General features: G+C 37.3%; 30 protein-coding genes. 11 read left to right on the top strand and 19 right to left on the bottom strand.

Annotated elements, in window-relative coordinates; translation table 11 throughout:
* Positions 1-77: 77 nt before the first annotated feature.
* From ACIFOT_RS12665 to ACIFOT_RS12675, 3 genes are all read right to left on the bottom strand, one after another.
* Complete coding sequence (locus tag ACIFOT_RS12665) at positions 78-851, bottom strand: DUF2268 domain-containing protein (RefSeq protein WP_430064955.1); 774 nt, start codon at positions 849-851, stop codon at positions 78-80.
* A gap of 321 nt (positions 852-1172) precedes the next feature.
* On the bottom strand, positions 1173-2411 hold the full coding sequence (fabF, locus tag ACIFOT_RS12670) for a beta-ketoacyl-ACP synthase II (protein ID WP_430064957.1): 1239 nt from the start codon (positions 2409-2411) through the stop codon (positions 1173-1175).
* 53 nt (positions 2412-2464) lie between these two features.
* Positions 2465-3397 (bottom strand): beta-ketoacyl-ACP synthase III, encoded by a 933-nt coding sequence (locus tag ACIFOT_RS12675; RefSeq protein ID WP_430065127.1) that lies wholly within the window; start codon positions 3395-3397, stop codon positions 2465-2467.
* 203 nt (positions 3398-3600) lie between these two features.
* Between ACIFOT_RS12675 and ACIFOT_RS12680 the strand changes: the two genes are divergently transcribed.
* Entirely contained in the window at positions 3601-3894 is a 294-nt protein-coding gene (locus ACIFOT_RS12680) for a hypothetical protein (RefSeq protein ID WP_430064959.1), read from the top strand.
* A 30-nt stretch (positions 3895-3924) separates the two neighbouring features.
* Here the strand turns inward: ACIFOT_RS12680 and ACIFOT_RS12685 are convergent, their stop codons facing one another.
* The 4 genes from ACIFOT_RS12685 to ACIFOT_RS12700 form a co-directional block, all read right to left on the bottom strand.
* Positions 3925-4122: a ComZ family protein gene (locus ACIFOT_RS12685; protein WP_430064961.1), complete on the bottom strand. Its 198-nt coding sequence runs from the start codon at positions 4120-4122 to the stop codon at positions 3925-3927.
* Positions 4123-4141: 19 nt separating this feature from the next.
* Complete coding sequence (locus ACIFOT_RS12690) at positions 4142-5092, bottom strand: BMP family ABC transporter substrate-binding protein (RefSeq protein WP_430064962.1); 951 nt, start codon at positions 5090-5092, stop codon at positions 4142-4144.
* A gap of 172 nt (positions 5093-5264) precedes the next feature.
* Positions 5265-6098: a hypothetical protein gene (locus tag ACIFOT_RS12695; RefSeq protein ID WP_430064964.1), complete on the bottom strand. Its 834-nt coding sequence runs from the start codon at positions 6096-6098 to the stop codon at positions 5265-5267.
* Between the two features lie 80 nt (positions 6099-6178).
* Complete coding sequence (locus ACIFOT_RS12700; RefSeq protein WP_430064966.1) at positions 6179-6901, bottom strand: hydrolase; 723 nt, start codon at positions 6899-6901, stop codon at positions 6179-6181.
* A gap of 199 nt (positions 6902-7100) precedes the next feature.
* Between ACIFOT_RS12700 and ACIFOT_RS12705 the strand changes: the two genes are divergently transcribed.
* On the top strand, positions 7101-7283 hold the full coding sequence (locus ACIFOT_RS12705; RefSeq protein ID WP_430064968.1) for a DUF2929 family protein: 183 nt from the start codon (positions 7101-7103) through the stop codon (positions 7281-7283).
* A 67-nt stretch (positions 7284-7350) separates the two neighbouring features.
* On the opposite strand, the gene clpB is transcribed toward ACIFOT_RS12705, so the two are convergent.
* Both clpB and ACIFOT_RS12715 read right to left on the bottom strand, forming a co-directional pair.
* Positions 7351-9945, bottom strand: a complete 2595-nt coding sequence (gene clpB / locus ACIFOT_RS12710) for an ATP-dependent chaperone ClpB (protein WP_430064970.1) — start codon at positions 9943-9945, stop codon at positions 7351-7353.
* Positions 9946-10070: 125 nt separating this feature from the next.
* On the bottom strand, positions 10071-10250 hold the full coding sequence (locus ACIFOT_RS12715) for a YjzC family protein (RefSeq protein WP_430064972.1): 180 nt from the start codon (positions 10248-10250) through the stop codon (positions 10071-10073).
* A gap of 282 nt (positions 10251-10532) precedes the next feature.
* On the opposite strand from ACIFOT_RS12715, the gene ACIFOT_RS12720 reads away from it, so the two are divergent.
* Positions 10533-11225, top strand: coding sequence for a Crp/Fnr family transcriptional regulator (locus ACIFOT_RS12720; protein ID WP_430064974.1), 693 nt, complete (start codon positions 10533-10535; stop codon positions 11223-11225).
* Positions 11226-11354: 129 nt separating this feature from the next.
* Here ACIFOT_RS12720 and mobB read toward each other — a convergent pair whose 3' ends face one another.
* Both mobB and ACIFOT_RS12730 read right to left on the bottom strand, forming a co-directional pair.
* Positions 11355-11885, bottom strand: coding sequence for a molybdopterin-guanine dinucleotide biosynthesis protein B (gene mobB, locus ACIFOT_RS12725; RefSeq protein ID WP_430064976.1), 531 nt, complete (start codon positions 11883-11885; stop codon positions 11355-11357).
* Positions 11873-13138, bottom strand: coding sequence for a molybdopterin molybdotransferase MoeA (locus tag ACIFOT_RS12730; protein WP_430064978.1), 1266 nt, complete (start codon positions 13136-13138; stop codon positions 11873-11875). Before ACIFOT_RS12730 ends, mobB begins: the two co-directional genes overlap by 13 nt.
* A 226-nt stretch (positions 13139-13364) precedes the next feature.
* Here ACIFOT_RS12730 and ric point away from each other — a divergent pair, with 226 nt between their 5' ends.
* The gene (gene ric / locus ACIFOT_RS12735; protein WP_430064980.1) at positions 13365-14069 is read left to right on the top strand and encodes an iron-sulfur cluster repair di-iron protein; all 705 of its coding nucleotides are present in this window, start codon (positions 13365-13367) and stop codon (positions 14067-14069) included.
* 36 nt (positions 14070-14105) lie between these two features.
* Here ric and moaA read toward each other — a convergent pair whose 3' ends face one another.
* Positions 14106-15122 (bottom strand): GTP 3',8-cyclase MoaA, encoded by a 1017-nt coding sequence (moaA, locus tag ACIFOT_RS12740; RefSeq protein ID WP_430064982.1) that lies wholly within the window; start codon positions 15120-15122, stop codon positions 14106-14108.
* A 286-nt stretch (positions 15123-15408) separates the two neighbouring features.
* Between moaA and ACIFOT_RS12745 the strand changes: the two genes are divergently transcribed.
* Entirely contained in the window at positions 15409-16107 is a 699-nt protein-coding gene (locus ACIFOT_RS12745) for a Crp/Fnr family transcriptional regulator (RefSeq protein WP_430064984.1), read from the top strand.
* A gap of 50 nt (positions 16108-16157) precedes the next feature.
* Here the strand turns inward: ACIFOT_RS12745 and ACIFOT_RS12750 are convergent, their stop codons facing one another.
* Both ACIFOT_RS12750 and ACIFOT_RS12755 read right to left on the bottom strand, forming a co-directional pair.
* Positions 16158-17267, bottom strand: a complete 1110-nt coding sequence (locus ACIFOT_RS12750; RefSeq protein ID WP_430064986.1) for a TIGR04053 family radical SAM/SPASM domain-containing protein — start codon at positions 17265-17267, stop codon at positions 16158-16160.
* A 175-nt stretch (positions 17268-17442) separates the two neighbouring features.
* Positions 17443-17751 (bottom strand): metal-sulfur cluster assembly factor, encoded by a 309-nt coding sequence (locus tag ACIFOT_RS12755; protein WP_430064988.1) that lies wholly within the window; start codon positions 17749-17751, stop codon positions 17443-17445.
* A gap of 233 nt (positions 17752-17984) precedes the next feature.
* Between ACIFOT_RS12755 and ACIFOT_RS12760 the strand changes: the two genes are divergently transcribed.
* From ACIFOT_RS12760 to ACIFOT_RS12770, 3 genes are all read left to right on the top strand, one after another.
* Positions 17985-18800, top strand: a complete 816-nt coding sequence (locus tag ACIFOT_RS12760) for a Cof-type HAD-IIB family hydrolase (RefSeq protein WP_430064990.1) — start codon at positions 17985-17987, stop codon at positions 18798-18800.
* Between the two features lie 111 nt (positions 18801-18911).
* Positions 18912-19064: a hypothetical protein gene (locus ACIFOT_RS12765; protein WP_430064992.1), complete on the top strand. Its 153-nt coding sequence runs from the start codon at positions 18912-18914 to the stop codon at positions 19062-19064.
* A gap of 1 nt (position 19065) precedes the next feature.
* Positions 19066-19251 (top strand): DUF3813 domain-containing protein, encoded by a 186-nt coding sequence (locus ACIFOT_RS12770; RefSeq protein WP_430064994.1) that lies wholly within the window; start codon positions 19066-19068, stop codon positions 19249-19251.
* Between the two features lie 49 nt (positions 19252-19300).
* Here the strand turns inward: ACIFOT_RS12770 and ACIFOT_RS12775 are convergent, their stop codons facing one another.
* A complete protein-coding gene (locus tag ACIFOT_RS12775; RefSeq protein WP_430064996.1) occupies positions 19301-20062 on the bottom strand; it encodes a BsuPI-related putative proteinase inhibitor in 762 nt (253 codons plus the stop codon).
* A gap of 18 nt (positions 20063-20080) precedes the next feature.
* The gene (locus ACIFOT_RS12780; protein ID WP_430064998.1) at positions 20081-20923 is read right to left on the bottom strand and encodes a YitT family protein; all 843 of its coding nucleotides are present in this window, start codon (positions 20921-20923) and stop codon (positions 20081-20083) included.
* Positions 20924-21032: 109 nt separating this feature from the next.
* Here ACIFOT_RS12780 and ACIFOT_RS12785 point away from each other — a divergent pair, with 109 nt between their 5' ends.
* The gene (locus ACIFOT_RS12785; protein ID WP_430065000.1) at positions 21033-21890 is read left to right on the top strand and encodes a DegV family protein; all 858 of its coding nucleotides are present in this window, start codon (positions 21033-21035) and stop codon (positions 21888-21890) included.
* A 26-nt stretch (positions 21891-21916) separates the two neighbouring features.
* Here ACIFOT_RS12785 and ACIFOT_RS12790 read toward each other — a convergent pair whose 3' ends face one another.
* Together ACIFOT_RS12790 and ACIFOT_RS12795 are read right to left on the bottom strand one after the other, a co-directional pair.
* Complete coding sequence (locus ACIFOT_RS12790) at positions 21917-22048, bottom strand: DUF3941 domain-containing protein (RefSeq protein ID WP_430065002.1); 132 nt, start codon at positions 22046-22048, stop codon at positions 21917-21919.
* A 72-nt stretch (positions 22049-22120) separates the two neighbouring features.
* Complete coding sequence (locus ACIFOT_RS12795) at positions 22121-22984, bottom strand: CvfB family protein (RefSeq protein ID WP_430065004.1); 864 nt, start codon at positions 22982-22984, stop codon at positions 22121-22123.
* Positions 22985-23114: 130 nt separating this feature from the next.
* On the opposite strand from ACIFOT_RS12795, the gene ACIFOT_RS12800 reads away from it, so the two are divergent.
* Entirely contained in the window at positions 23115-23606 is a 492-nt protein-coding gene (locus tag ACIFOT_RS12800) for a YajQ family cyclic di-GMP-binding protein (RefSeq protein WP_430065006.1), read from the top strand.
* Positions 23607-23710: 104 nt separating this feature from the next.
* Positions 23711-24583, top strand: coding sequence for an SDR family oxidoreductase (locus tag ACIFOT_RS12805; protein WP_430065008.1), 873 nt, complete (start codon positions 23711-23713; stop codon positions 24581-24583).
* A gap of 36 nt (positions 24584-24619) precedes the next feature.
* On the opposite strand, the gene ACIFOT_RS12810 is transcribed toward ACIFOT_RS12805, so the two are convergent.
* Positions 24620-26137 (bottom strand): alpha-amylase family glycosyl hydrolase, encoded by a 1518-nt coding sequence (locus tag ACIFOT_RS12810; RefSeq protein ID WP_430065010.1) that lies wholly within the window; start codon positions 26135-26137, stop codon positions 24620-24622.
* Positions 26138-26195: the final 58 nt, after the last annotated feature.

A 26195-nucleotide genomic window follows, 5' to 3' on the forward strand; every position in this document is an offset into this window, starting at 1 on the left:
ATTGCTAATATTCTAACTTATCTAAAATAAAAAAAAGCCCCAGTTTTATAGGCTTTTTTTGCTAACTATATGATTTTTTACTCTAAGAAATCTGATGAAGGGACCGAAAAAGATAGTTTTGTAGAATATTGATGTGTTTTGTAAAATTCCTCAACAATATTATACCCTGCAGCATATCCAAGCAGCTTAGGTATCCTCCCGCCTCCATATAATAAATGGTCATGGATCCTTTCATCTTTTTTACTGCTTAACTGTTTTTTCATATATTTATCCCAAAATATAGATAATTCCTTTTTAGAATACATTCTACACCAATTCGCAAGATATTCTTTACCACAATTCTTTAGTACGGCATATTCTGCCAGACCCTCTATTACAATTGAGTCAAGCAGCGTATACTGTTCCATTTTTTTGTTTAGAGCTTGAAGGCGGCATACATGATGGTATTCATGGACCAGAAGTGCCTCTAATTCTTTAAGGTCGTCAATATCTGAAAGAAACAGAAACATTTTATCGGGGAATGAAACCCCGCCCTTTTGTCTTTCCTCCTTCCGCATAAAAAATCCGCCTGATTGGCCTATCGGAAAGAGAAAGACAGGTACATCCGGTCCAGACCATTTATTCTTATAGTTTTGAAACAGCCGTTCAACACGCCCCCACGCTTTCTGTTCAACCATTCGGTTTAAATTTCTCTTTGAACTTCCCTGTGGACTATACATCCCAAAGTTCATTAATTGGCGGTATATTGCTGAAGCAGACTGCCCGTTAAAATACGGTTTCAACCTTTCACAGATTTTACCTGGCTGTTCAAAATCATCCATTAACCATTTATCCGTTCGAATAATGCCCATTTTTTCCTCACCTCGACACCATATCTTCTGATCATTTTATGAATATTAAAAGGATAGGTTCGTATAGAAGGATAGGGAATTATTCGAAATGCTCTGTTAAACTTAGTTGTTGATTTGCGCTCCAGGCACTTCGCGCATCTTAGGGCGTGCCGGGAAGCCTCCTCGTCGCTTTAGCGCCTGCGGGGTCTCCCCTGCCCCGTACTCCCGCAGGAGTCTTCGTGCCTTCCGCTCCAATCAACTTTGTTAAAAATCAACTTTGTCCTTTAACACAGCCATTCAAAAAAAAATCGGCCAGTAAGTACCTGACCGAGTTTTTATATACTATTCGTATTTTTTTAAGACAATTGTCGCGTTATGACCACCAAAGCCTAATGAATTACTCATGGCTGCTTTAATTTCCAATGGGCGTGCCGCATTTACAACATAGTCCAAATCACATTCCGGATCTGGCGTTACATAATTCATTGTCGGCGGAAGCATCTTGTCTCTGATTGCCAATACAGTAAAGATGGCTTCAACACCGCCTGCAGCACCAAGTAAATGTCCAGTCATGGATTTGGTTGAACTCATCGCAAGCTTATAGGCATGCTCGCCAAATACTTCTTTAACGGCAAGTGTTTCAAATTTATCATTGTATTCAGTACTTGTTCCGTGAGCATTAATATAATCAATATCTTCTGGCTTTAAGCCTCCATCACTTATCGCCATTTTCATTGCTCGGGCCCCGCCTTCACCACCTGGTGCTGGTGCAGTAATATGATAGGCATCACCTGTTGCCCCGTATCCAACTATTTCCGCATAAATTTTCGCTCCGCGTGCCAATGCATGCTCTAACTCTTCCAAGACGACGATTCCCGCCCCTTCACCAATTACAAAGCCGTCGCGATTTTTATCAAAAGGCCTGCTAGCTGTCTTTGGATCAGGGTTTGTGGAAAGGGCAGTGTTGGCACAGAACCCAGCAACCGACATTCTTGTAATTGGCGCTTCTGCACCTCCTGATACCATAACATCTGCGTCACCGCGCTGAATCACCTTAAAGGCATCTCCAATTGAATTTGTGCCGGTTGCACAGGCTGTAACCGTACAGGAGTTAAATCCCCGTGCACCAAGTGTAATGGAAACCTGGCCAGTCGCCATATCCGGAATCAACATTGGTACGAAGAAAGGACTTACACGTTTATAGCCCCTTTTTTGAAAAATTTCAAATTGCTGTTCAAAAGTTTCCATACCACCAATTCCAGAACCAATCCAAACACCCACGCGGTGGGAATTTTCTTCATTGATAGTTAAATTAGCATCTTTTACAGCCATTATTGCACCTGCAACTGCAAATTGCGTAAAACGATCCATTTTTCTTGCATCTTTTTTATCCATAAAAACTTCTGGATTAAAATCCTTTACTTCAGCAGCAACCTTCGCTGGATACTCATCTGCATTTACTCTTGTCAGCGGACCAATTCCTGATTGCCCTTCAAGTATCCCTTTCCAAGTTGTTTCAGCATCATTTCCAAGTGGTGTCACTGCTCCTACGCCCGTTACTACGACCCTGCGCTTTTCCATTTGTACATCTCCTTTACTCTGTTAACTTTCCTATTTTTATATAAAAAATCTTTTTATTTACCCCAACGGATTGCAATCGCTCCCCAAGTCAAGCCCCCGCCAAAACCAACCATGACTATGAGGTCATCATCTTTAATCTTTCCTGCTTCTAATTCTTCTACAATTGAAATTGGAATTGATGCTGCAGAAGTATTTCCATATTTATGAATTGTTTTAGACATTTTTTCAATTGGGAGCTCTAAACGCTGTCTCGATGCTTCCATGATCCGAATATTGGCTTGATGTGGGATTAGGAAATCGACGTCATCCTTGGTAAGTCCTGCTTTTTCAAGAACATTTATACAGCTCTCTCCCATTTGTCTAACGGCAAATTTGAAAACTTCACGGCCATTCATAATGATATATTCATCTTGATATAAATGCTTTGACCCAGTCCCATCCGCACCAAGCTCAAATGAAAGAATTCCTCGATTTTCTGATACTTGGCCAAGTACGACTGCTCCGGCACCGTCCCCAAATAGAACAGCGGTATTTCGATCGCTCCAATCCGTAATTTTCGAAAGTTTTTCAACCCCTACGACAAGTACATGTTTATATTCGCCTGTTTCTATAAACTGTTTCCCTGTGATAATTCCATACATGAACCCAGCACATGCTGCACTGACATCCATTGCAGCTGCCTTATAGGCCCCTAATTTTTCCTGAATTCTGCAGGCAACGGATGGAAAAGGTGAATCTGGAGTAACTGTTGCTACCAAGATTAAATCAATTTCTTCTGGATTTATACCTGCGTCTTGAATTGCATTTTGGGCAGCAGACAGTGCCATATCAGATGTATCAACATCGTCTGATGCTATCCTTCGCTCTTCGATGCCTGTCATAGTACGAATCCATTCATCAGAGGTATCCATCATTTTTTCTAACTCATGATTGGTGAGAATTTTTTCAGGTAAATACCTTCCTATTCCAACAATACCAGCTTTCATCATTCCATCTCCTTTAATATTATAAGCTTCTCTATACCTAAGATTAATATCAATTATTATGACTTGGTACTAATTTTATCAAATGAGACCTTATTTAAGCAACTGTTACTTACTTTTACCCATCCGCTAGAGTACATTCCTTTTGTTAGTTTGTTCATATTCTAAAGGTAAGAGACATTTTTCTTTTAGGAGTGTGAGAGGTAATGGAAGATTGGGAAAAAGAGGAATCAACGTTAGAAGAGCAGCAAATGAATTCTGAGGATGAAAAGCATCATGATCGGTTTACCAGTTTTATGTTTGGACCAAGAAGACCTCAACATGAAAGGAACCAACTATTTGGTAATCGGCATTCTCAAAATTCACATCAAAACCAATCAGATATCGACTATGAACAACTCATGATGAATATTGATGCTTTATGGGAATCTATCCAGGGCTTTAAGCCATTATTTCAAAAATTCTATCCGTTTATCCAGCAATTTTGGAAAAAGAAATAAGCTGCCTTTTTTAGCGGCAGCTTATTCTATTTATTGATTTACTTCCTTAAGAGCCTCTTCACGGCCGAGGTCGTATGCTTCTTGCATAACCTTTGTAAATAAATTCATAAACGGTTCAATTAATTCCATCGATAATTCTACTCCTGATTTTTCCAGCTGTTCCTTTGCTTCAGGTAAATATTTCATGGCAATCATCATAAATTGTAATGACTTATCTTCGTTGTTCATATGTATCCCCTTTAATATTTTATTGTGGTAACTTCCCAGTTTGCTTATATGTTTGGATTTGCTTATTAATTTTCTTAATAAATTCCTTGCTTACTAAAGGACTATATTTTCCTAGAGTTATGACGTTATCTTGAAAATCGAAGGAAAGGTTTCCTGCTTTTAATTTACCATTATTAAATTGTTCTGCAACTTTCTCATATAATTTATCAACCTGCTGAATGGTGCTGGTTAGTACCGTCGATTCACCCAAATCTGATTGGTCAGAAACATAACCAATAACATATAGTCCTCGTTCCTTGACTCTTTCAATAACAGGGACATTGAAGCCATCCCCAGCAGGATAAATTACATCGACCCCTTTGTCCATCATACGATCGACTAATTGTATAGCTTTTTTTTCATCATCCCAATTCCCTACGTATTCTATACTTACTTGGGCATTTTTATTTTCTGACAATGCTCCTTGGTAGAATCCTTCTATTTCTGGCTGCCATTCATAGGCAGCTAACACTCCAACTTTCTGTCCCTTTGACATATGGGAAGCAACCATACCGCCAAAAAAGCCCATCGCGTGTGCTTTAAAGTTCAAGCTAGTAGTGTTAGCGTTTTTAGCATCGCCATTAAAACTGACAAAGTGAATTTTAGGATAATCCTTTGAAATCTTATTAAAATACTCAGCATACTCTGAACCATGACCAAAAATAAGATTTACCCCTTTTTGATCAAACTCTTTTACAGCCCTTTCAACTACCGATTCAGAATTCATACCCTCTTTATAGTAAACTTCTACATTGAATTTCGATTGTATTTTTAGCATTCCTTTAAAGCCCTTTGTTCCCCATACTTGATCATTTACCGTTTCAGGCACTAATAAGCCAACATTTTGTAATTTGCCTGAAGGCTTTTTTGTTCCCCCGCAGGCCCCAAGTAAAAAAAGACATAAAAGAATGATCCCGAAACGGTTTAGCATTCAATGCATCTCCTTCATACCGCTGCCATTTCTATACCTCGTTTCTTTCTAGATATAATAATGGACCTGTAATTCCTCAATTTTCAATTTTTATTCTACCTTTTGAATAATAAAATGAAAAGATAAATTTCCTACACTGCCACTTTCTGTATATATTGAACAATATCATATTCTAACGGCTTCCGTACAACTGGTCTGCTAGATTTTTTTGTTTTAAAAATGAATCGGAAATCGGGGTGATTTTTTTAATTGGGATTTTCACAACTGATGGTTCTATTGCAAATGGTTCAATACGGTTTGAATGAATAAGATTCTGTTCAATCTTTAAGTAGGACGCGCATACATCCCAATAATTCTTCTTTCCACTTTCTAATACATAGCTTCCCTGCACATTTATGTCCATTATTTCAAAGATAGAATCGATTGCATCCTCCACAAAAATTGTATCGATTGTCCATTCCCTATTCGATTTAGAAATTTGTTTCCTTTGAAAGTCTGACATAATCACTTGTTGAAATATAAAAGTTTCAGTCTGCCAGGGACCATAGATAGAAGGTAAATAAAAGAAATGAGTCTTTTTCACCAATCCTTTTACTTGATTCAAAAAGCCTCTTTGGGCTTTTTCACCATCAGCTCCCAACAGTTGAATTGGGAGAATAAAGACAAATTCTGTACAGGAATTATTTCGCTTAATATAGTTCAATATTGGCCCGGTAACCTTTTCCTCTAAATAAATATCATCCTTATATTGCATATAGGAATCAAATAATGAAAAAATAAGGACGGTGTCCGTATTTCCTTGACCGTGGTTTTTCTCCCAATTCGGTAGACCATGTTCAATAAAATTTGAATTTCTGCCAACTTCAAATCTTTTTTCATCAAGAAATTGAACTTTATCCATATCTTCAATATTGACCCCATAAACCTCTATTCCTTTATTAAGCAACGTTTTGCAAATTTGAAAACTGACAAAATCATAAACACCAAAAATAATGGCCTTGTCCATAAAATCTTCCTCCCCATACTATCCTTAATGAATCCTATGCGTTTAAATAAGGAATTATTTCATTACGGGGATGGGAAGGCTTAGAGGACTTCTTCATGGCTTGTAAAAAACTTTATGCATATATTGCCAAGCTGCGGTTTCTTTTCTGGCAGCATATACGTTGGATTGATTTCAGGAGACTTGATAATTTTCTGATAAAGATTTGATTGGTTATAAGATTTTCCTCCAGACAAAACATGAATGATTTTGACAGGAAATCCAAACTCTAGATTAACATGATCATCCATACTAAAAATGGTGCTTTCAAGTACATTTTGTTCTAGTTGGTGAGCTGTTACTAATTCTCGTATTAAATTTTTATAAAAGAACTTATGTTCCTTTTCCTGTTCTAAATGATGCTTTAATGAAATGATTGGGTTTAAAAGGATGACCGATCGAATACAGTCCTTTAATTTTTCCATTAATTTAACGGCAACTAGCGCGCCCATTCCTTCTGCTAAAATATGAATTTTATTATTTAGGATTTCACTTCGGATTACATGTTGATATAGCCGCTGAGCCAAATCAACAGATCTTTCGCTCCCCCAGTTTCGCCCATAAAGATTTGAGGAAAAAATCGTGTATCCTTTTTCTTTCAGTTGGTTTATAATAACCGACTTCCCTTCATTTTGTGTCCAAAAGCTTTTACAATCGTCCACAAAATGCCGTTCATCTCCAATTATTAAGACCCCAAATCCAGTAGGCTTTTCTGGGTAATAAATGATATTCCATTGGGTATCCATCTGAAAATTACGACTGTCCATAGGTAAATCTCCTTTTACATTTTTCCTCACGATATTGTATGTTGGTTCACAAAAGATGAAAGGGAGTTTGCCTATATTTTTATTTACATTTATGTGCAAACAATTAATTAAATGAGTGAATTATCAAATAAACATTTATTAATTAGAAGTCATATGGTAATATTAGAAATGATGTAAATAAGGTTAGAGGTGAAAAATAGTGCGATTCTTTTGGACTTTTTTCTGGTTATTTTTACTAGTGCAAATGCTTACATATGTTGTAAGTTCAATGAATGGTGTTGCATTTGATGTTAAAGTAGGTTCCATCTTAGCTGTTGCTGTAACCATCTTAGTTTATGTGGTTTCATCTTTGATACCAAATGAGCCTGTTGAAAAACATTAAGTGCCGACAAAAAAAAGTCTTCCAAATCAATGGAAGACTTTTTTTACTTGAACAATCAAATCCCATGTTATTTTATTAAAATTGTCACTTCTTCATTTTGAATCGTAATTTCAACACTTGAACCATTATGGACCCTTCCTGTAATAATTTCTCGAGCTAACTTCGTTTCAATGTTCCTTTGGATATAACGCTTTAGCGGTCTAGCACCATAGGTTGGGTCATACCCGTTAACTGCGATGAATTCCTTGGCATCCTCATTGATTGAGATATTTATTTGCTGTTCTTTTAACCTGTTCTGAAGCTCTTTTAACATTTTGACGACAATATTTTTGATTTCTCCTAATGATAATGGCTTAAATAGGATAATTTCATCAATACGGTTTAAAAATTCCGGACGAAAATGCACTCTTAATTGGCCCAATACCATTTCTCTTGCTGTTTCTGTAATTTCAATTTCATTTTCGGCACGTTCAAGTAAAAATTGTGATCCGATATTGGAGGTCATAATAATAACAGTATTTTTAAAATCTACTACCCTTCCTTGTGAATCAGTGATGCGCCCATCATCTAAGGCTTGAAGGAGAATATTAAAGACTTCAGGATGAGCCTTTTCAATTTCGTCCATCAGAACAACCGAATAAGGTCTTCTTCTAACCGCTTCTGTCAGCTGCCCACCTTCTTCATAGCCAACATACCCTGGTGGAGCACCAATTAAGCGTGATACCGCATGCTTTTCCATATATTCCGACATATCGATACGAATAATATGTTCTTCACTATCAAATAAAGACTCTGCCAAAGCTTTTGCTAACTCTGTTTTCCCTACGCCAGTTGGCCCTAAAAAAAGAAAGGATCCAATTGGGCGATTAGGATCTTTAATTCCGGCCCTAGCCCGCAGTACTGCGTCTGCTACCAAATTGACGGCTTCATTTTGTCCAATTACTCTCTCATGAAGAATTGCTTCGAGTTTCAATAACTTTTCTCTCTCCCCCTCAACTAATTTTGAGAGAGGAATTCCTGTCCACCTAGATACAATATTGGAAATTTCCTCACCTGTTACCTCTTCGCGAAGTAACCGATTTTCCTTTTCCGTTTCCATTTCTAAACTTTTAAGTTCTTTTTCAGCTAACGGAATTTGACCATGTCTTAGTTCAGCTGCACGATTTAAATCGTATTTGTCCTCGGCTTGCTGTAGCTCACGGCGAAGCTTCTCAAGTTGTTCCCTTTTTTCTTGCAAAGTCTGAATGCTTTCTTTCTCTTCTAGCCATTTTGCTTTCATAGTATTAGCCTGGTCTTTTAAATCTGCCAGTTCCTTTAGAAGGGATTCTAACCGTAGTTTGCTTGCTTCATCGTTTTCTTTTCTTAAAGCAGCCTCTTCAATTTCTAACTGCATGACTCTGCGTGTTACTTCATCTAGTTCTGTTGGCATTGAATCAATTTCGGTGCGAATTAAAGCACACGCTTCATCAACCAGATCTATTGCTTTGTCCGGGAGGAAACGATCAGTAATATACCGGTCAGATAAAGTAGCTGCAGCTACTAAAGCATGATCGTGAATTTTTACCCCATGGTGAACCTCGTATCGCTCCTTTAATCCTCGTAAAATAGAAATGGTATCTTCTACATTTGGTTCTTGTACAAGCACCTGCTGGAACCTCCGTTCTAAAGCAGGGTCCTTTTCAATATACTTCCTATGCTCATCAAGTGTAGTTGCGCCAATACAATGAAGTTCACCGCGGGCAAGCATCGGCTTTAACATATTGCCAGCATCCATCGCTCCTTCTGTTTTTCCAGCACCAACAATGGTATGAATTTCATCAATAAACAGTAAGATTTGTCCATCACTTTTTTTGATTTCATTCAAAACCGCTTTTAATCGTTCTTCAAATTCACCTCTAAATTTTGCACCAGCAATTAACGAACTCATATCTAAGGAAAAGATGGTTTTATCCTTTAGTCCTTCTGGAACGTCCTTTCTAACAATCCGTTGGGCCAGTCCCTCCACAATGGCGGTTTTCCCTACACCTGGTTCTCCGATTAATACAGGATTATTCTTGGTCTTCCTTGACAAGATACGAATTACATTGCGAATCTCCGTATCACGTCCAATAACCGGATCTACCTTTCCCGCCTTTACTTCAGCAACCAGATCCCTTCCATATTTTTTTAAAGCATCATATCCTGCTTCAGGATTCTGCGATGTCACTCTTTGATTCCCCCTTATTTCTTTTATTGCTTTTAAAATATCTTCAGGTGTATGGTCAAAAGATTGAATGATTTTTTTCATTTCGGATTGATTTGAATAGACTGCAGCTAAGAGAATATGCTCCACCGAGATATATTCATCGGAAAACTTTATAGCGAATTCTTCGGAAGCTGCTAAAAGTCTTTGCAGCCGGTCTGTAACATATAGTTTTCCGTGCTCTGCTCCAGTTCCAGTAACCTGAGGTTTTTTTTCAAGGGATTCTTTCAGTTTTTTCTTTATGGTTTCAGATGGCAATGTCAATCGCTTAAATATAGATTCAATCAGACTGTCGCTTTGATTCATTAATGCCAAAAATAAATGGGATTCATCAATCTCTTGATGATTATTTTTTACCGCTAAAGATTGCGCATCCATTAGTCCTTTTTGTAACCGTTCTGTCATTCGGTTTAAGTCCACTTTACTCACTTCCTCATTGACCATTTTTGACCTATTACTTTTATTATAAAGCAATCACAGATTTTAAGTAAAATTTGACTAAGAAAAAAGTCATCCTGCTTGGATGACTTTACCTTTTTTAACTATTATGGTTTTTGTTGATAAGTCCAAACACGTTTATCATTGGATGTCTCCGGAAACGGGTCTCCAGCTTTTAGTTTTATTTTTTTTGGATTGATCACATTGTCTCCAGTTTCACCTATTTCAATATACACACCGTTATTTGGTGCCTTTTTCCCTGATTTGAACTGATGATTTTGTCCCATTCTTTTCCCTCCTTATCGTCTACATCATTATTATTTCCTTTTCTAGAGTGTCCATTAAAGGAAGTTCTTTCATTTTTTCACATTGTTCGACAGTATTTCCTAAGAAATAATCGAATCATGTTTGACTTTTTGACGATTGTATGAATTTATTCCACATTTATTGCTAAATATTCTTTGTAAACAATATAATTATAGTAAAATCATGTAATAACCAACCTTGACTGTCAGTTATAAAAAGTTAAGTAATCGATTTATGTCGTACCATTAAAGGTGGTTTTATGTATGCAGGCAGCAAAAGAAATGCCAGTATCGTTGTTACATCTCCTTGAGAACGTGCACCATACTAAAAAAATTGAAAAGGGATCATTTTTATTTCAAGAAGGCTCTCCAGCGGATGAAATGTATATCGTACAAAGCGGGATTTTGCAAATCAGTAAAATTATTCCAGACGGGAGAGAACTTACCTTAAGAATGTGCTCTAATGGTGATTTTATCGGTGAATTAAATTTATTTTCTCCTTCTTCGAGGTATTTATTAAGTGCACGGGTCGTTGAAAGTGGCGAGGTGGCTGTAATTTTGAAGGATGTTCTTGAGGAAAAACTATCGCAAAATCTTTCCGTTTCCTTTGAGTTCATTAAATGGATGAGTCAGCAATATCGTAAAACCCAAACAAAATTTCGTGATCTCGTTTTACATGGAAAAAAAGGAGCTTTATACTCTACATTGATTCGATTAAGCAATAGCTATGGAATTAAAACCAATAAAGGAATATTGCTTGAAGTTCCATTAACAAACCAAGAATTAGCTAATTTCTGCGGTACATCAAGGGAAGTAGTTAATCGATTATTAAGCGACCTTAGAAAAGAAAAAATTATTTCAATTGATAAAGGAACAATCACCATTCATGATTTAGAGTACTTAAAGATTGAAATTGATTGTGAGGATTGCCCAACGGAAATTTGCAAAGTTGATTAATTAACTGATTGTTACTGCAATCTGGCCAGTTGAACGGGAAATATTTTATTACAAATTAACGCGCTAATTTATTAAAGAATGTGAATAAAATAAAAGGCTGTCAAAAGTTTTCGACAGCCTAAATCGGTCTTATTTGACCGAGTTTTTTAATAAGGTTACAGTCCAGCTAATCGATGCTTCATCATTAATAAAAAAACATGGTATGTTCATTAGTTCTTCAAGGCGATTTCTTATGCATTCCTTCCAATAAACAACAGCCATTATATTTGTCACACTTTTTAACAATGGAAGGTCTTCAAGATCCCTTAGTAATAAAAGCTTCGGGTATTTTTTTTGTTTATATCCTTCAATTAATATCACATCTGGATGAAAAAAACTCATTAATTCTATCTGGTCCTCAAGGCTGTTCTCCCATTTTTCTACCTGAAGAAGAAGCCTTCCGTCACCTTCAATTATTGAGGCTGCTGCTCCTGCTGTGAGGTATTTTGTAGAATCCTTATTATCCACTAAATCAGGCTTGCCGCCGTGTCCGTGGTGTTTAATTACTGCTGATTTCAGATCTTGACCGTTTAAGCTTTTAATGAGCCTTTCCATAAATGTGGTTTTACCACTATTTTGGTAACCTACAACCTGAAAAATGACCGGTTCTACCAAGGCCACACACTACCCGTCTGATCCTCAAGGAGAAGAACCTCAATCTCTGTTCCTGCAGTAAAACCTCGGGTACCTCCTGGTAATATCATTAAGGAATTCGCTCCTGCAAGGCTCATAATAATATTCGACTTGTCTAATCCGCTAGGTGTCGCTTTAAGTCTGCCTTCTTGAATAAATGCGGAACTGCGGACAAATCGTGTAAATGGATTTGCTTTAGGAAAATCAGCCTCTAGTATCGCTTTTTCTTTTCGTAAATGCGGTTTTTCCGAAAATAGACATTTTCGAAGGATTGGTCGTGCAAATAATTCAAAACCAACATAGCAAGCGGAAGGGTTACCAGAAAGCCCGAATAAGAGCTTTCCATTGAGATGTGCGACTGTCGTAACACTGCCAGGGCGCATCGCTACTTTATTAAAGAAAACCTCTGCTCCTAATTTTTCATAAATTTCAGGCAGGTAATCAAAGTCTCCAACTGAAACTCCACCTGTGGTAACTAACAAATCGACTTTATCCAGACCATTTTTTACTGCGTCAAAGCATGTATCGAATTCATCTGGCAGTTTCCCGAAATAATGAACCGTTCCTCCTGCCCGTTCGATTTGAGCGGCGATCATATGAGAATTGCTGTTGCGAATCTTACCAGGAACTAATTCATCGTCGACTTCTAAAAGCTCTGTCCCTGTAGCGAATAGACCAACAATGGGTTTTTTCGCAACGGGGACGTTCTTGTACCCAAATGTTGCCAGCATTGCCTGTATTCCAGGATTAATTAGCGTTCCCTTTTTAACTAAAATTTCGCCTTCCTTTGCGTCTTCACCTCTGAAGGAAACATTGTCGCCATTTTTAAAGCTTCGTTTAATCGATATATGTGGAATTCCATTCTTTTCAAATGATTTTGCAACCTCAAACATTACAACACAATCGGTGCCTTCTGGCATCATAGCTCCGGTCATAATTCGTATAGCTTGGTTTTGTTTGACAACCTTAGTGGAGACCATTCCTGCACCAATATGATCAATTACTTCCAGTTCGACGGGATTTGACTGAGAGGCATCAGTAGTATCTATCGATCTAACAGCAAAGCCATCATAGGGTGCCCTGTCAAAATGAGGCACATCACTTGTTGCAACTAAATCCTCCGATAAAAAACGACCAAAGCTTTCCTCGATCAATACATACTCAGTTGACCCCTGTAATTGAAAGTTCATAATTTTTTTGACTGCTTCCTCTATCGCAAGCGGTGTTCTTCTTTCAAACAAATGAATCGGCTCCTATCTCAAAAAAACGGTATGTAATATAAATCATTCCTTATCATTATAAGCCTACAAAAAACTTACAGACATATCAAATGTCACAAAATTGATAGAAACTTAAGTAATATAAAAAATCATTTGCAGAGTGTGATTCGTATCACCAAGTTTTATTCTTAATTCTTGTATGCTTATATCAGAAACCAATTACCTTAATTTTAAGGAGGAACTATAAATGACTTTTCCATTTACATCTACTTCATTAGTTAAAGATATTGTAAATGAATTACCTAAAACAAGTGATGTTTTCAAAAAGAACAGAATCGATTTTTGCTGTGGCGGCAACATTCCACTTTCAGAAGCTGTCGTACAAAACGGACTTAATATGGACAATTTGTTAGAAGAGTTAAAAATCGTTTTTGAAAAATATGAAGCCGAGGAAAAAGAAAAAGATGTAGAAGTTTGGACAGATTCTGACTCTAATACGATTATTGATCATATTATCTCTAATTACCATCGTACTTCAGAAGAAGAATTAACAATGCTCAGCCCATATGTAACAAAGGTTTCTCGGGTACATGGCGATAACCATCCAGAGCTATTAAAAGTGTATGAATTATTTTATGAATTTAAAAAAGAATTGGTTGAACACATGGAGAAGGAAGAAGCGATTGTATTCCCATTAATCAGGGAATTAGCCGACGGAACAATTGAAAATAAAGAGGATGCTATTAATTTAATTACTGAACTTGAAAAGGAACATGATCATGCAGGAGAGATTTTAAGACAAATCCGTGCGGTAACATCTGATTTCACTCTACCACTTGATGCTTGTGGAACATACCGCTTAGTATATGCTCGTTTGGAAGCGCTGGAAAGTCTAACCTTCATGCATGTACATCTTGAAAACAACATTTTATTCCCTCGATATATTGCATAGTAAAAAACAGCCCGCTTAACATAAGCGGGCTGTTTTTTAACCTCCGATATAAGACATTTCAATTTTTTTACGGCTTTTGTTTGTTTCTGCTGTTCTTTCATCAGAATATCGATCGTCACGGCCATTCCAAATCGCTGTAATCCGCTTTGCTATTTCCTCATCGCTAGCACCATTTCTCATGAAATTCCGGATATCATGGCCATTTCCATTAAACAAACAAGTAAAAATCTGCCCATTTGCAGATAAACGTGAACGTGTACAGCTAGAACAGAATGACTCTGAAACAGAAGTAATAAATCCAACCTTCACATCAGAGTCTTTATAATGATAAAGCTTGGCCACTTCCCCAAAATAGGCCGGGTCTACTGGCTCTAACTCAAAATGCTCTTTCAACAGAAGATAAATCTGTTTTTTGGTCACGACATCGTCCATCTTCCACCCGTTTGTTGAGCCAACATCCATAAACTCGATATAACGAAGCTCCAGTCCATGATTTTTACAGTACTGTGCCATTGGAATAATATCTGCATCATTAAGACCTTTTTTTACAACCATGTTGATTTTAACTCGAAGACCGGCTTGTTTTGCTGCTTCAATCCCCTCTAAAACTGGTCCAGTGCCTACCCCGCGTCCATTGATTTGTCCGAACAATTCATCATTTAAAGTATCAAGGCTTACATTTACTCGTTTAAGACCGGCTGATTTTAACTCTCCTGCCAATTTTGGCAGCAGGACTCCATTTGTTGTTAAGCCGATGTCACTTAAACCTTCAATAGCAGAAAGCTTTTTTACAAGTATCGGTAAATCCTTGCGAAGCAGCGGCTCTCCGCCAGTTAAACGGATTTTTTCGACACCTAAATTAACAAATATTTTTCCTAGACGTTCAATTTCTTCATAAGTCAATAAGGCTGACCTAGGAAGAAATTCAAAATCCGGCCCGAACTGATCAGCAGGCATACAGTATTGGCAGCGAAAATTACAGCGGTCAATCACAGAGATACGTAGGTCTCGTAGTGGTCGATTCAATTTATCTTTAATAATGGTTTTTTCCATTTGTATCAACTCCATTATTTAAAAAAAGCAAGAATTATCATAAGTGTATCAGTGTTTTACTTAAATGACTGTTACTTTATTCACTATTAATATACATTTTAATATTATTTTAATCTTAACAGATGTTAAACATGGTTGAAATAATTGTATATGTAAAAAATTTCGTATAAGTTTTCACTATATTGTCATTGTTTACTCCATTTTATTGACTGAACTTGAGATAAAATGTTACTAACGAATCCAAAATTGACATTTATACTAAAAATATGATAAAAGGTGATATCCTATGTTAGCACAAATGAAACCAACACATTCTATTGAAATAAAGGAATTACTTAAATTTGGCGAACGGAGATTCAAGAGTGAACGGGATAGTTATATATTTCAGGAGGGTATGATAGCGGAAGAACTTTATGTGATTGTTTCCGGCAAGATTCAAATCAGTAAAATAACTTCTGACGGGCGTGAGCTTTCCTTAAGAATTTGTGGAGAAAATGATATTTGTGGTGAATTGACTCTTTTTACCGATAGTCCAAAGTATTTATTGAGTGCCAAGGTTCTTGAAGAAGGCGAAATTGTCGCAATTAAAAAAGATGTAATCGAAAGTGAAATTTTCCTAAACAGTAAGCTCGCCTATGAATTTATGAAATGGATGAGTGATCATTTTCGAAAAACACAGACAAAATTTCGCGACCTCGTCCTTAATGGAAAACGCGGAGCACTTTTTTCAACCTTAATTCGAATGACAAATAGCTATGGAGTTGAAAAAGGCAATGAAATTTTAATTGACTTGCCATTAACCAATCAAGAACTTGCTAATTTCTGCGGCACTTCCCGTGAAAGCACAAACCGAATTCTTAGTGAATTAAAGAAAGAAAATATCATCTCTGTAAAAAAAGGAAAAATAACAATCTTAGATTTACAATATTTAAAGGATGAAATTGGCTGCGAAAATTGTTCAACTGTTTATTGCAATATTGAGTAGGATGGGAGATTTTTCCCATCCTTTTTTATTGGACTTTAGTGCGCCTGTTTTTACCGTAATGCTTTTGGAATGTAAACACAGAATGGTTCACTTTCAAGGTAATCGCCCGTCATAGCATAGGCTCTTGACCTTGAGCCACCGCAAACATGCCGAAATTCGCAGACTCCACATTTCCCCTTAAATTCATCGGGATTTCTTAAAGATTTGAAAATAGGTGATTCTCGGTAAATTTCCGCTAATGGCTGCTCGCGAACATTTCCTGCTTTTACCGGAAGGAGACCACTAGGATATACATCTCCAATATGGGAAATGAACACAAAACCGTTACCGTCATTTACTCCTTTTGGAGCTCGGCCGAGCCCATCAATCGAACCTGTTAATCCCTGTTCTGTTAAAGCACTTAAATAATTGATTTCAGTAGTCTGTTCCTTTGCGTCACGCATTTTTTGCTGAATAACAACGCGGCGGTAATGCTGTGCAGCAGTGGTTTTAATATCAAAAGTAACTCGTTTGCTTAGTTCATAGAGCCATCTAAATACTTTTTCATGTTCTACAGGAGAAATCATATCGGATTCCTGTCCTCTTCCCGTCGGAACTAGGAAAAAGACACTCCACAATACGCAGCCTAAATCTTCTACCATTTTGGCCATATCATCAAGGTAGTTAATATTGTACCTAGAAATTACCGTATTAATCTGAATCGGGATTTCAAGCTCGTGTAAGTATTTAATTCTTTCCATTGTTAAATCAAACGACCCCGCAGTGCCGCGAAAATGGTCATGGACTTCAGCAGTCGGTCCATCAATACTGAAGGCCCAGCGCGATAGACCAACTTCTTTTGCCTTTTCAATTGCTTCTTTTGTCACATTCGGTGTAGCACTTGGAGTCATCGAAACACGAACTCCTTTTTCTACAGCATATTTAGCAATATCAAAGACATCTTCCCGCATCAAAGGGTCCCCGCCTGTAAATACAAGCATTGGATTATTCATTTCATATATTTGATCAATAAGGTTTTTGCCTTCTTCGAACGATAATTCACGCGGGTCACGTCTGTATTGTGCTTCTGCACGGCAATGCAGGCATTTTAATTGACAAGCACGTGTAAGCTCCCAAATAACAATAAAAGGGTCTTTATTAAAATCTCGGCTAAAAGCCATATGAAACGCCTCCTAATAACAGCTAATTCAAAATCAAATAGCCTTTATTACTTTGTATTATAAAGGTGTTTATAGGGTAAAAAAGTGAACTATCTCACAACCTGGCCATTTTATATGTCTGTTTTGTGAAAGTACAAAAAAAACAGCAGAAATCTCTGCTGTTTTTTAAGGTAACTTATCTAATTCCAAGCGCAATTTTTGCATAACGTGACATCATCTCTTTGTTCCATGGTGGATTCCAGACAATATTTACGTCAACATCTTTAATTTCAGGGATATCCGCTAATGCTCGTTTCACTTGGTCAACAATGGTGCCCGCAAGCGGGCAGCCCATAGTCGTAAGAGTCATTGTAACAGTTAAATTCCCTTCTTCATCCATTTCAGTATTATAAACTAATCCTAAATTAACAATATCTACACCTAACTCAGGGTCTATAACTAATTCTAAAGCACCCATTATATTTTCTTTTAAATCTTCATTCATTTTTTCCTCACTCCTATTTATTTTTGTTTTTATTATAACAAAAGCTAATTTTAAACCACATTACCTTTGCTTTTCATTTCTCTTAGAAAGTATAAGCTTTTTTTAATCCTTTTAATGTGAATTTTTTTACACTTTACATATAAAATTGTTAACATAGAAACTATAGAAATAAAAATTTCCATAGCCGTAGTGTATCATGTAAATAATATATTTCCTAAATAAAAGGAGTCCATATGGCAGAAAAACATTTAATCGCATTAGATTTGGATGGGACATTATTAAAGGATGATAAAACAATTTCTGAAAAAACAAAGGAAACCCTAAAAAAAGCTAGAGCAAATGGTCATATTGTGATGATCGCTACAGGCAGACCGTATCGTTCCAGTGAAATGTATTATCAGGAGCTCGAGTTAGACACTCCGATTGTAAATTTTAATGGTGCATTTATGCATCATCCGCGAAATCCAAAATGGGGCTTTTTCCATGAACCGTTGGATGTCAAAGTGGCTAAGGAAATTGTTGAAGCCTGCAGAAGCTTTCATTTTCATAATATAATCGCTGAAGTAATGGATGATGTTTACTTCCATTACCATGATGAAAAGCTTATCGATATTTTTAACTTTGGAAATCCAAAAATCACAACAGGAGATTTAGCAAACTTTTTACAGGATTCTCCTACTAGTTTGCTGATTCATACTGAAGAAGATCAATTAAAAACGATACGTGACCATTTATCAGCAGTTCATGCTGAAGTTGTTGATCATCGGAGTTGGGCAGCACCATGGCATGTAATAGAAATCATTAAGGTAGGTTTAAGTAAAGCTGTTGGATTGAAAAAGGCTGCCGATTACTTTGGTATCCCTTCAGAACGAATTATTGCTTTTGGGGATGAAGATAATGACCTCGAAATGCTTGAATATGCTGGTCACGGGATTGCGATGGGAAATGCAATTGATAAAGTAAAGAATATTGCCAATGATGTTACCCTTTCAAATGAAGAGGATGGAGTTGCACAATATTTGGCAAATTTGTTAAATTTAAAAGTTTAATCGCAAATCACCATTGTTTACCTAAATGAACGAATCTTGATTGGTGCATACTATTTTATGAGGCAGCATTGCTGCTTCAATTTGGGCTATGAGCATATTGGAGGGATTCGAATGGGTAAACGAAACAAATCAAAACGCTTTGTCCAGCAAGGAAAGGATACCGTCAGCAAACATGACGAACGTATTCCTTATCACATGACCTACGCTGAAGCGGAAGCTCAGAAAATGGCCAATGTGCACGATTCCTCGATTGGAGGAGCATAGGATGGGAAACCTATTGTTCCAGGAAGCAAGGAGATTTGTTGAAATGGCGAAGTCTGCCAGCCCTGCTGATGTTGACTCTGCAGTAGCGAAAGCCAAGAACGCCCTAAGTTCAGCGTTCGCTAATTCGACTGTTGCAGAGCAAGCACAGCTCCAACAAATGCAACAAGAGCTTGAACAGATTACTTAAATTAAAAATAAGAAAAGCGGAAGCTCCCTATTTGGAACTTCCGCTTTTCTTATTGTGTAATTTTTAAAATTATTGGGTATAGGTTAATTATATTTCCATCTTTTTTTCGTTCATAAAGATTCAACATCAATGAACCATTAGCAGGAAGTTTATCGATTGGAAGTTGAATATGAAGCTTAAACGGCTCCCACTCTTCCTTCCCTGTTAAAACAATTTCTTTTTCCTTTATATATTCCAAATGGCCATCCTCAACCGAATAAAAGAATCCCCTGCTTGCTGGTTTCACTTCTCCTGTAACAACATAATCCCCTTTTGTGCCTGACACTTTTACAAACCTAAATGCAGGGTTTTCTTCAGGAACCTTTAGCTTTTGACTATGGTATAGCTTCGCCCGATTTTTAATAGGTTCATCATTAAGACTTATTGGCTTAAGCAAGGCATTAACCTTGTAAACACCTGAAGGTACCCTTTTACCTTTGAATTGATAGTTCCATTTCTCATATCTTTTTACCGATTGATGCGGCTCTACAACAATGGTTTGAAATGCCTGAAGGAAATACTTCCCTTTTGAATAAACATATACTTCCGCTCCAGTTTCGTCAGTAATCGTTATTTCAATCATTTGCGAGGTAGGAAATTCAAAATGGAGCGGTATGTCTCCTTCATTTTTGATGACTATTTCAAATAAAACATTTTCAGGGCCTGCTATTGGTATTAGATAAAATGAATAATTGAAATCATTCACCCCGTTCGCATTTGTATTCATTGCTAGTGAAAAGAAAAGCAGGATTATACATAGAAGAATTCGCATGTTGGGCTCCTTTTTCCTTTATTCTCTTCGAAAAAATCCGTATACTCCAGTTGTCTGAATGATATTGGTGAAAGCTTTGGGGTCAACATCCTTAATAATTCTTTCTAAATCAAACAGTTCATAGCGAGTAATGACAATCATCATGATTTCCCGAGATTCATTTGTAAAGGCTCCTTTCCCCTGAATCATGGTAATACCCCTTACAAGTTTGGCATGAATCGCTTTTTTCATTTCGTCTGCTTTTTTGGTAATGATAAAAGCTGTAAGCTTTGCATGCCGTGTATGGATAGCATCGACTACTCTTGTTGATGTGTATAAGAAGACAAGGGTATAAAGAGCTTTTTCGGCACCATAAAGAAATCCTGCCGTTACAATGATAATGCTATTTAACACAAACATATATGGTCCAATTGGTTTGTCTTTTAATCTTGATAAAACCATTGCAATGATATCGAGACCTCCAGTGGAAGCTCCCCATTTTAATGTTATACCAACACCTGCCGCTACGATGACACCACCAAAAACGGCATTTAATAAAATATCGTGCGATACTTGTTTAACAGGTATTAGCTCTAAAAATAAAGATGAAAGCGCAACACTAAGGAAGCTGTAAACAGTAAATGACCTTCCCACTTTCATCCATCCAAGAATTGCAACTGGAATATTCAATAACAAAAGTAATAATCCCATCGATACGTGGATAGGTGTATGATCACTTAATACCTTTGAAAGTAACTGAGCAATACCTGCCACCCCACTGGAGTATATATTCGCAGGTATAAGAAATAAATTCATTCCTAAAGCATTTAAAAATGCCCCTGCAACGACAATGATGATTTTTTGAGTTTGGAGCCAAAGCAAGACAACGCCCTCCTTTATTGTTCACACATTTCAATTTTGATAATTGTATTTTTAAGGTGAAACCGATAAACTGAAACTAAATATAATAGCTTGAAAGCAGGTGAGCTTCATGCAAGTAAAAATACTGGCTGACAGCGCATGCGATTTACCTCTAAGTTTCTACCAAGATAATAATGTCACATTAATTCCCTTGAAGGTCCATATTAATGATGAGGAATATGAAGATGTTAAATCGATTGACCCAAAAACTGTTTATGATGCCATTCGAGGAGGAGCGGTTCCCAAAACATCACAAGCCTCTCCCCTAATGTTTGAGGAGATTTTTACACAAATGGCAGAAAATAATGAAGATGGAATTTACATAGCCTTTTCTTCCGAATTGTCAGGAACATATTCCACCGCTGTTATGATTCTTGACCAAGTGAAAGAAAAATATCCAAATTTTAATTTAACTATAGTCGATACGAAATGCGCCTCGCTTGGACAGGGCTTAATCGTCAAGGAAGCAACAAAACTAGCTGCTGAAAATGCAGCCAAAGAAAGCATTTTAAAAGAAATTCAGTTTAGAAGTCAGCATATGGAGCATCTTTTTACTGTTGAAGATTTGGATTATTTGGCAAAGGGAGGCCGGGTCTCTAAAGCATCAGCCTTTCTCGGTGGATTACTGAATATTAAGCCTATACTAAATGTAGAGGACGGAAAACTTGTTCCGATTGAAAAATTACGGGGAAAGAAAAAAGTATTTCGGCGTTTAATTGAGCTCATGGAAGAACGCGGTTCGAATATGCAGGAACAAATTATCGGGATCAGTCACGCTGATAATGAAGAAACTGCCTTAGAAGTAAAAACTATGATTGAGGAAGCATTCCATCCAAAAGAAGTTTACATTTCTTCAATAGGTTCAGCTATAGGAGCTCATACTGGTGCAGGTACCATCGCCATATTCTTTTTAAATCAGCTTCCATAAAAAACAGAGCAGAATCGCTCTGTTTTTTATTTGTGATCTGTCGTTTTCGAGTATTGATTTTTCCCGGCCTGGCGGTTTTTTTCGCGCATCATATTTTTTTCATGATGAAGTGCATTATTATCTTTTGCTTTTTTATCATTATCTGATGTATGCGGCATTTTTTTCTTACCCCTTTCAAATTACTTCACCTGTAGTTTCTGTTAATTTGAAAAAGATATGTAATCGACTTATTATTCTTTCTTGGCGTATGTCCAGCTGCCTTCCTGATATACCCTGCCCTCTTTCATTAACTTTCCCAGCGCCCGTTTGAATGCACCCTTGCTTAATTGAAAACGTTCTTGTATATCTTCCGGCATACTTTTATCGTTGAAAGGCATTGCACCATTTCTGCTCATCAAGTATTCATAAATCCTTTCCGCATCTAAGTCCTGCGATTCTTCTTTTCTGGCAAGCAAGGAAACGTTAATCGTTCCGTCTTCCTTAATATCGATGATTCGCCCTTCTACTTTTTCACCTAAACGCGGCTCCTGCTTTCGCTGCGACTCATGAATAAATCCCTTGAAGCCTTCCAAAGTGTAGACCCAGCTTCCAACTTTCGCTGTCCGGTATATGTGTCCCTGTATATTTTTGTTAAAATCATTTCTCGTTGCTTTTGCCGATATAGTTTGAATAACCTGATCACTTGCAAGCTTTGCATACAAAAGGAAATTTCGAGTAACTCTTAAGGTGATATAGACTAAATCTCCTTCCTTTGGCCATACCGATCTATATGAAGGGAGATCATCTCTTCCAAGCAGGATATCCTTTTGAAGACCAATGTTAAGGAAAACGCCAAGATCGGGGTTGGTATCTGTTACCTTAACCCATGCATATTTGCCAACAGCGATTTCCGGAATGTTTGTTGAAGCAGATATTCTTCCTGCTGCGTCAACGTAAAGAAAAACCTCAACTTGATCGCCTTCCTCAAATTCTTGATGAGCTTCATTTTTATGTAATAACACATCTTCAGTTCCATCAGTTAAAAAATAACCAAATGCAGCTTGTCTAGCTACGGATAATGTTGTTGTTTGACCAATTAGTTCATTTAATGACATATATTACTCCCCTTTTCTTTTTGGAGCTTTTATTTAAGTTGTAATAACCTGCTATATTTTACTATAATGTAGCCATAAAGGGAAACTTTTGCAGGGAAACATTTTTACATAAATAAATGGAGGTTTTGTAATGTCTAAAGACAGCTCATTTGATATTGTATCCAAAGTTGAATTTTCTGAAGTTACCAATGCCATCACGCAAACGATGAAGGAAATTAGCACCCGCTACGATTTTAAAGGCAGCAAGAGTGAGGTTTCGCTCGACAAAGAAGAACTTGTTCTCGTTTCCGATGATGAATATAAAATGGATCAGTTGAAAGATGTATTACTTGGAAAATTAATTAAAAGAGGTGTTCCAGTAAGAAATCTTGATTACGGGAAAATCGAAAAAGCTTCAGGAGGCACAGTCCGTCAAAGAGCCAAGCTAGTTCAGGGCATTGACAAAGAAAATGCCAAAAAGATTAATACCATCATTAAAAATAGTGGAGTTAAGGTAAAAAGTCAGGTTCAAGATGACCAGATACGTGTTAGCGGCAAAAACCGTGACGATTTACAAAAAATAATTTCCTTGGTTCGTGAAGCAGATCTAACTGTTGATGTTCAATTTATTAATTACCGTTAAAATCACGGCGGAAGGATTTTTATCCTGACGCCTTTTTTATTGTATTCATCTTTAGCTTTTCTCGAAAACTAACAAGTGAAATGATCACTTGGAGGTTTTTACACATGAGCAACAAACAAAATCAACAAAAAGTCATCTTCCCGCCTCAGCATCAGAATCATCAGCCAGGGATTGAAAGCATAATGGATCCATTGCCTGTTTCGATTAATCCCAATTTTAAGCCAGGTGGGAAGTTAGCAGGAAAAGCAGCGATAATTACCGGCGGTGACAGCGGCATTGGGAAATCTGTGGCCATATATTTTGCAAAAGAAGGCGCTGATGTCGCAATTGTTTACTTGGAAGAGCATGGGGATGCTGAAGAAACAAAGCAGTTAATTGAAGCGGAGGGCCAACGCTGCCTCCTATATGCAGGAGATATCGGCAATGAAGATTTTTGTAAGGATATCGTTCATAAAATCATTTCTGAATTTGGTAAGCTCGACATTCTCGTTAACAACGCTGCAGAGCAGCATCCGCAAAAAAGCTTGCTGAATATTACCTCTGCTCAATTAGAAAAAACGTTCCGGACAAATATTTTCTCTTACTTTTACATGACGAAAATGGCCCTGCCTTATTTAAAGAATGGGGCATCGATTATCAATACCGCTTCCATCACTGCCTACGAAGGGAATGAACAATTGCTGGATTACTCTGCTACTAAAGGTGCCATTGTTACCTTTACGCGCTCACTGGCAAAATCGCTTGCACCTCAAGGAATCCGTGTTAACGGCGTTGCCCCCGGACCAATCTGGACTCCGCTAATTCCTTCCACCTTTCCTTCCGACCAAGTCGCAACCTTTGGTTCGACGACGCCAATGGGAAGAGCAGGGCAGCCTTGCGAACTTGCACCCAGCTATGTTTTCCTGGCATCAGACGACTCTTCCTATGTTAGCGGTCAAATGATACACGTAAATGGTGGAACAATTGTAAATGGGTAAGAAAAACGCATCGGGAGTATAGCCCCCGATGCGTTTTTAATTCGTTATTCTTCTTCTTTTAAGAATTAAAATAAGAAATAAGAAAACCAATAAATAAACGACTATTAACGATGCAATATGAGGAATATTGAGTCCGCTTTTCTTTGTCAATACATATATTTCTGATTCATCCCGATCGATAATTAGATTATATTGATTATCATGGCTTCGAACAAGGTCTCCTCCAAGTAAACCACGCAGCTCTTTCCCGCCTTCAAGCTGTTTTTTTGTCAAAGTAACCTTTTGGGATTTTCGTGTATTATTGATTGCAATAATTGAGGTTTCCCCTTTATAGACACGCTGATAAACAGACATTCCGTCCCGGTTATAGAGCATCTCCATTGTTCCTCTTGTTAATGAAGGCAGCTGATTTCTTAATTCACCCAGCTTTGTAATATAGTCGATTAGCTCCTTTTCCGCTCTGAAACTCATTTGCCGGCGATTATCCGGAATTTCTCCTCCATTTAAAGCAATTTCGGTACCATAATAGACATTCGGCATTCCTGGAGTCGTATAGAGATAGGTCAAAGCCGTTTTCCAGCGCGAGCCTGGGAACTGTTTCTGGTCCACAATGTCACTCGTAAATCTGACAGTGTATTCATTATCAAAAAATGTTCCATTTTGAAAAGCTGGATGATCGTTTTCAGTATTCGATGCGACTGTATGTAAGGATTGATCCGTATTCGCAAAGGCTTTGCGTAAAAACTCACTTTGATTATAATCAAACAAACTATCGATACCAGCGCTTTGGAATTTATTTATATCAATTGAAGTATTTTCTGACGGAATTCCTACTAGGAAGAAGTCCTTTTTCTCTTTTTTAACTTCTTTTGAAAAATCCTTCAAAAAACTTAATGGAACATGATTTACTTCTGGCAGACCAAAACCGTCCACCTCTGTCTTTTTAATCCACCATTTAGCAGCATCAATTAAATATTTTTTTACTTCAGGATTATCTTGATTTAGGTCGGGCAAACCATTTACCCACCCATTTTCAATTTGCTCCTGATTATTCCAATCGGCAATTTCCTGTTTTGGATGAAACCAATCCTGTTTGGTTTGGTCGTTTACCCATTGGTTCGATGCCGCAACATTATTAGTGACAAAATCAAGAATGACCTTCATTTTCCGATTGTGTGCTTCACTAACAAGCTTTTGGAATGTTTGCAGCGTACCAAAATGCTCGTCCACTTTATAAAAATCATTTACCCAATAGCCATGGTATCCATTCTTGGCATTGTCAAAGATCGGGGTTATACGTATGACGGTAAAGCCCATATCCTGTATGTAATCCAATTTATCGATTATACCTTGAATATCACCGCCGTTAAAGGTTAACGGATCATTTGTATTTGTATCAATATCATTGCTTGTGTCACCGTCATTAAAGCGGTCGACCATGATTGAATATACCGTTTCATCCTGCCATAACCGTTTTTCTTTTTGCACCTTAGCACTAACCGGAACGGAAGAAAATAAAAAAATGGTGATTAAAATGAGTGTCAATCTTTTCATAAATAATATCCTCCTCATAAAAAAGAGGGGGGAGTGTTCCCCACCCTACACTCATTTT

The sequence above is a fragment of the Neobacillus sp. NRS-1170 genome (assembly GCF_050468025.1).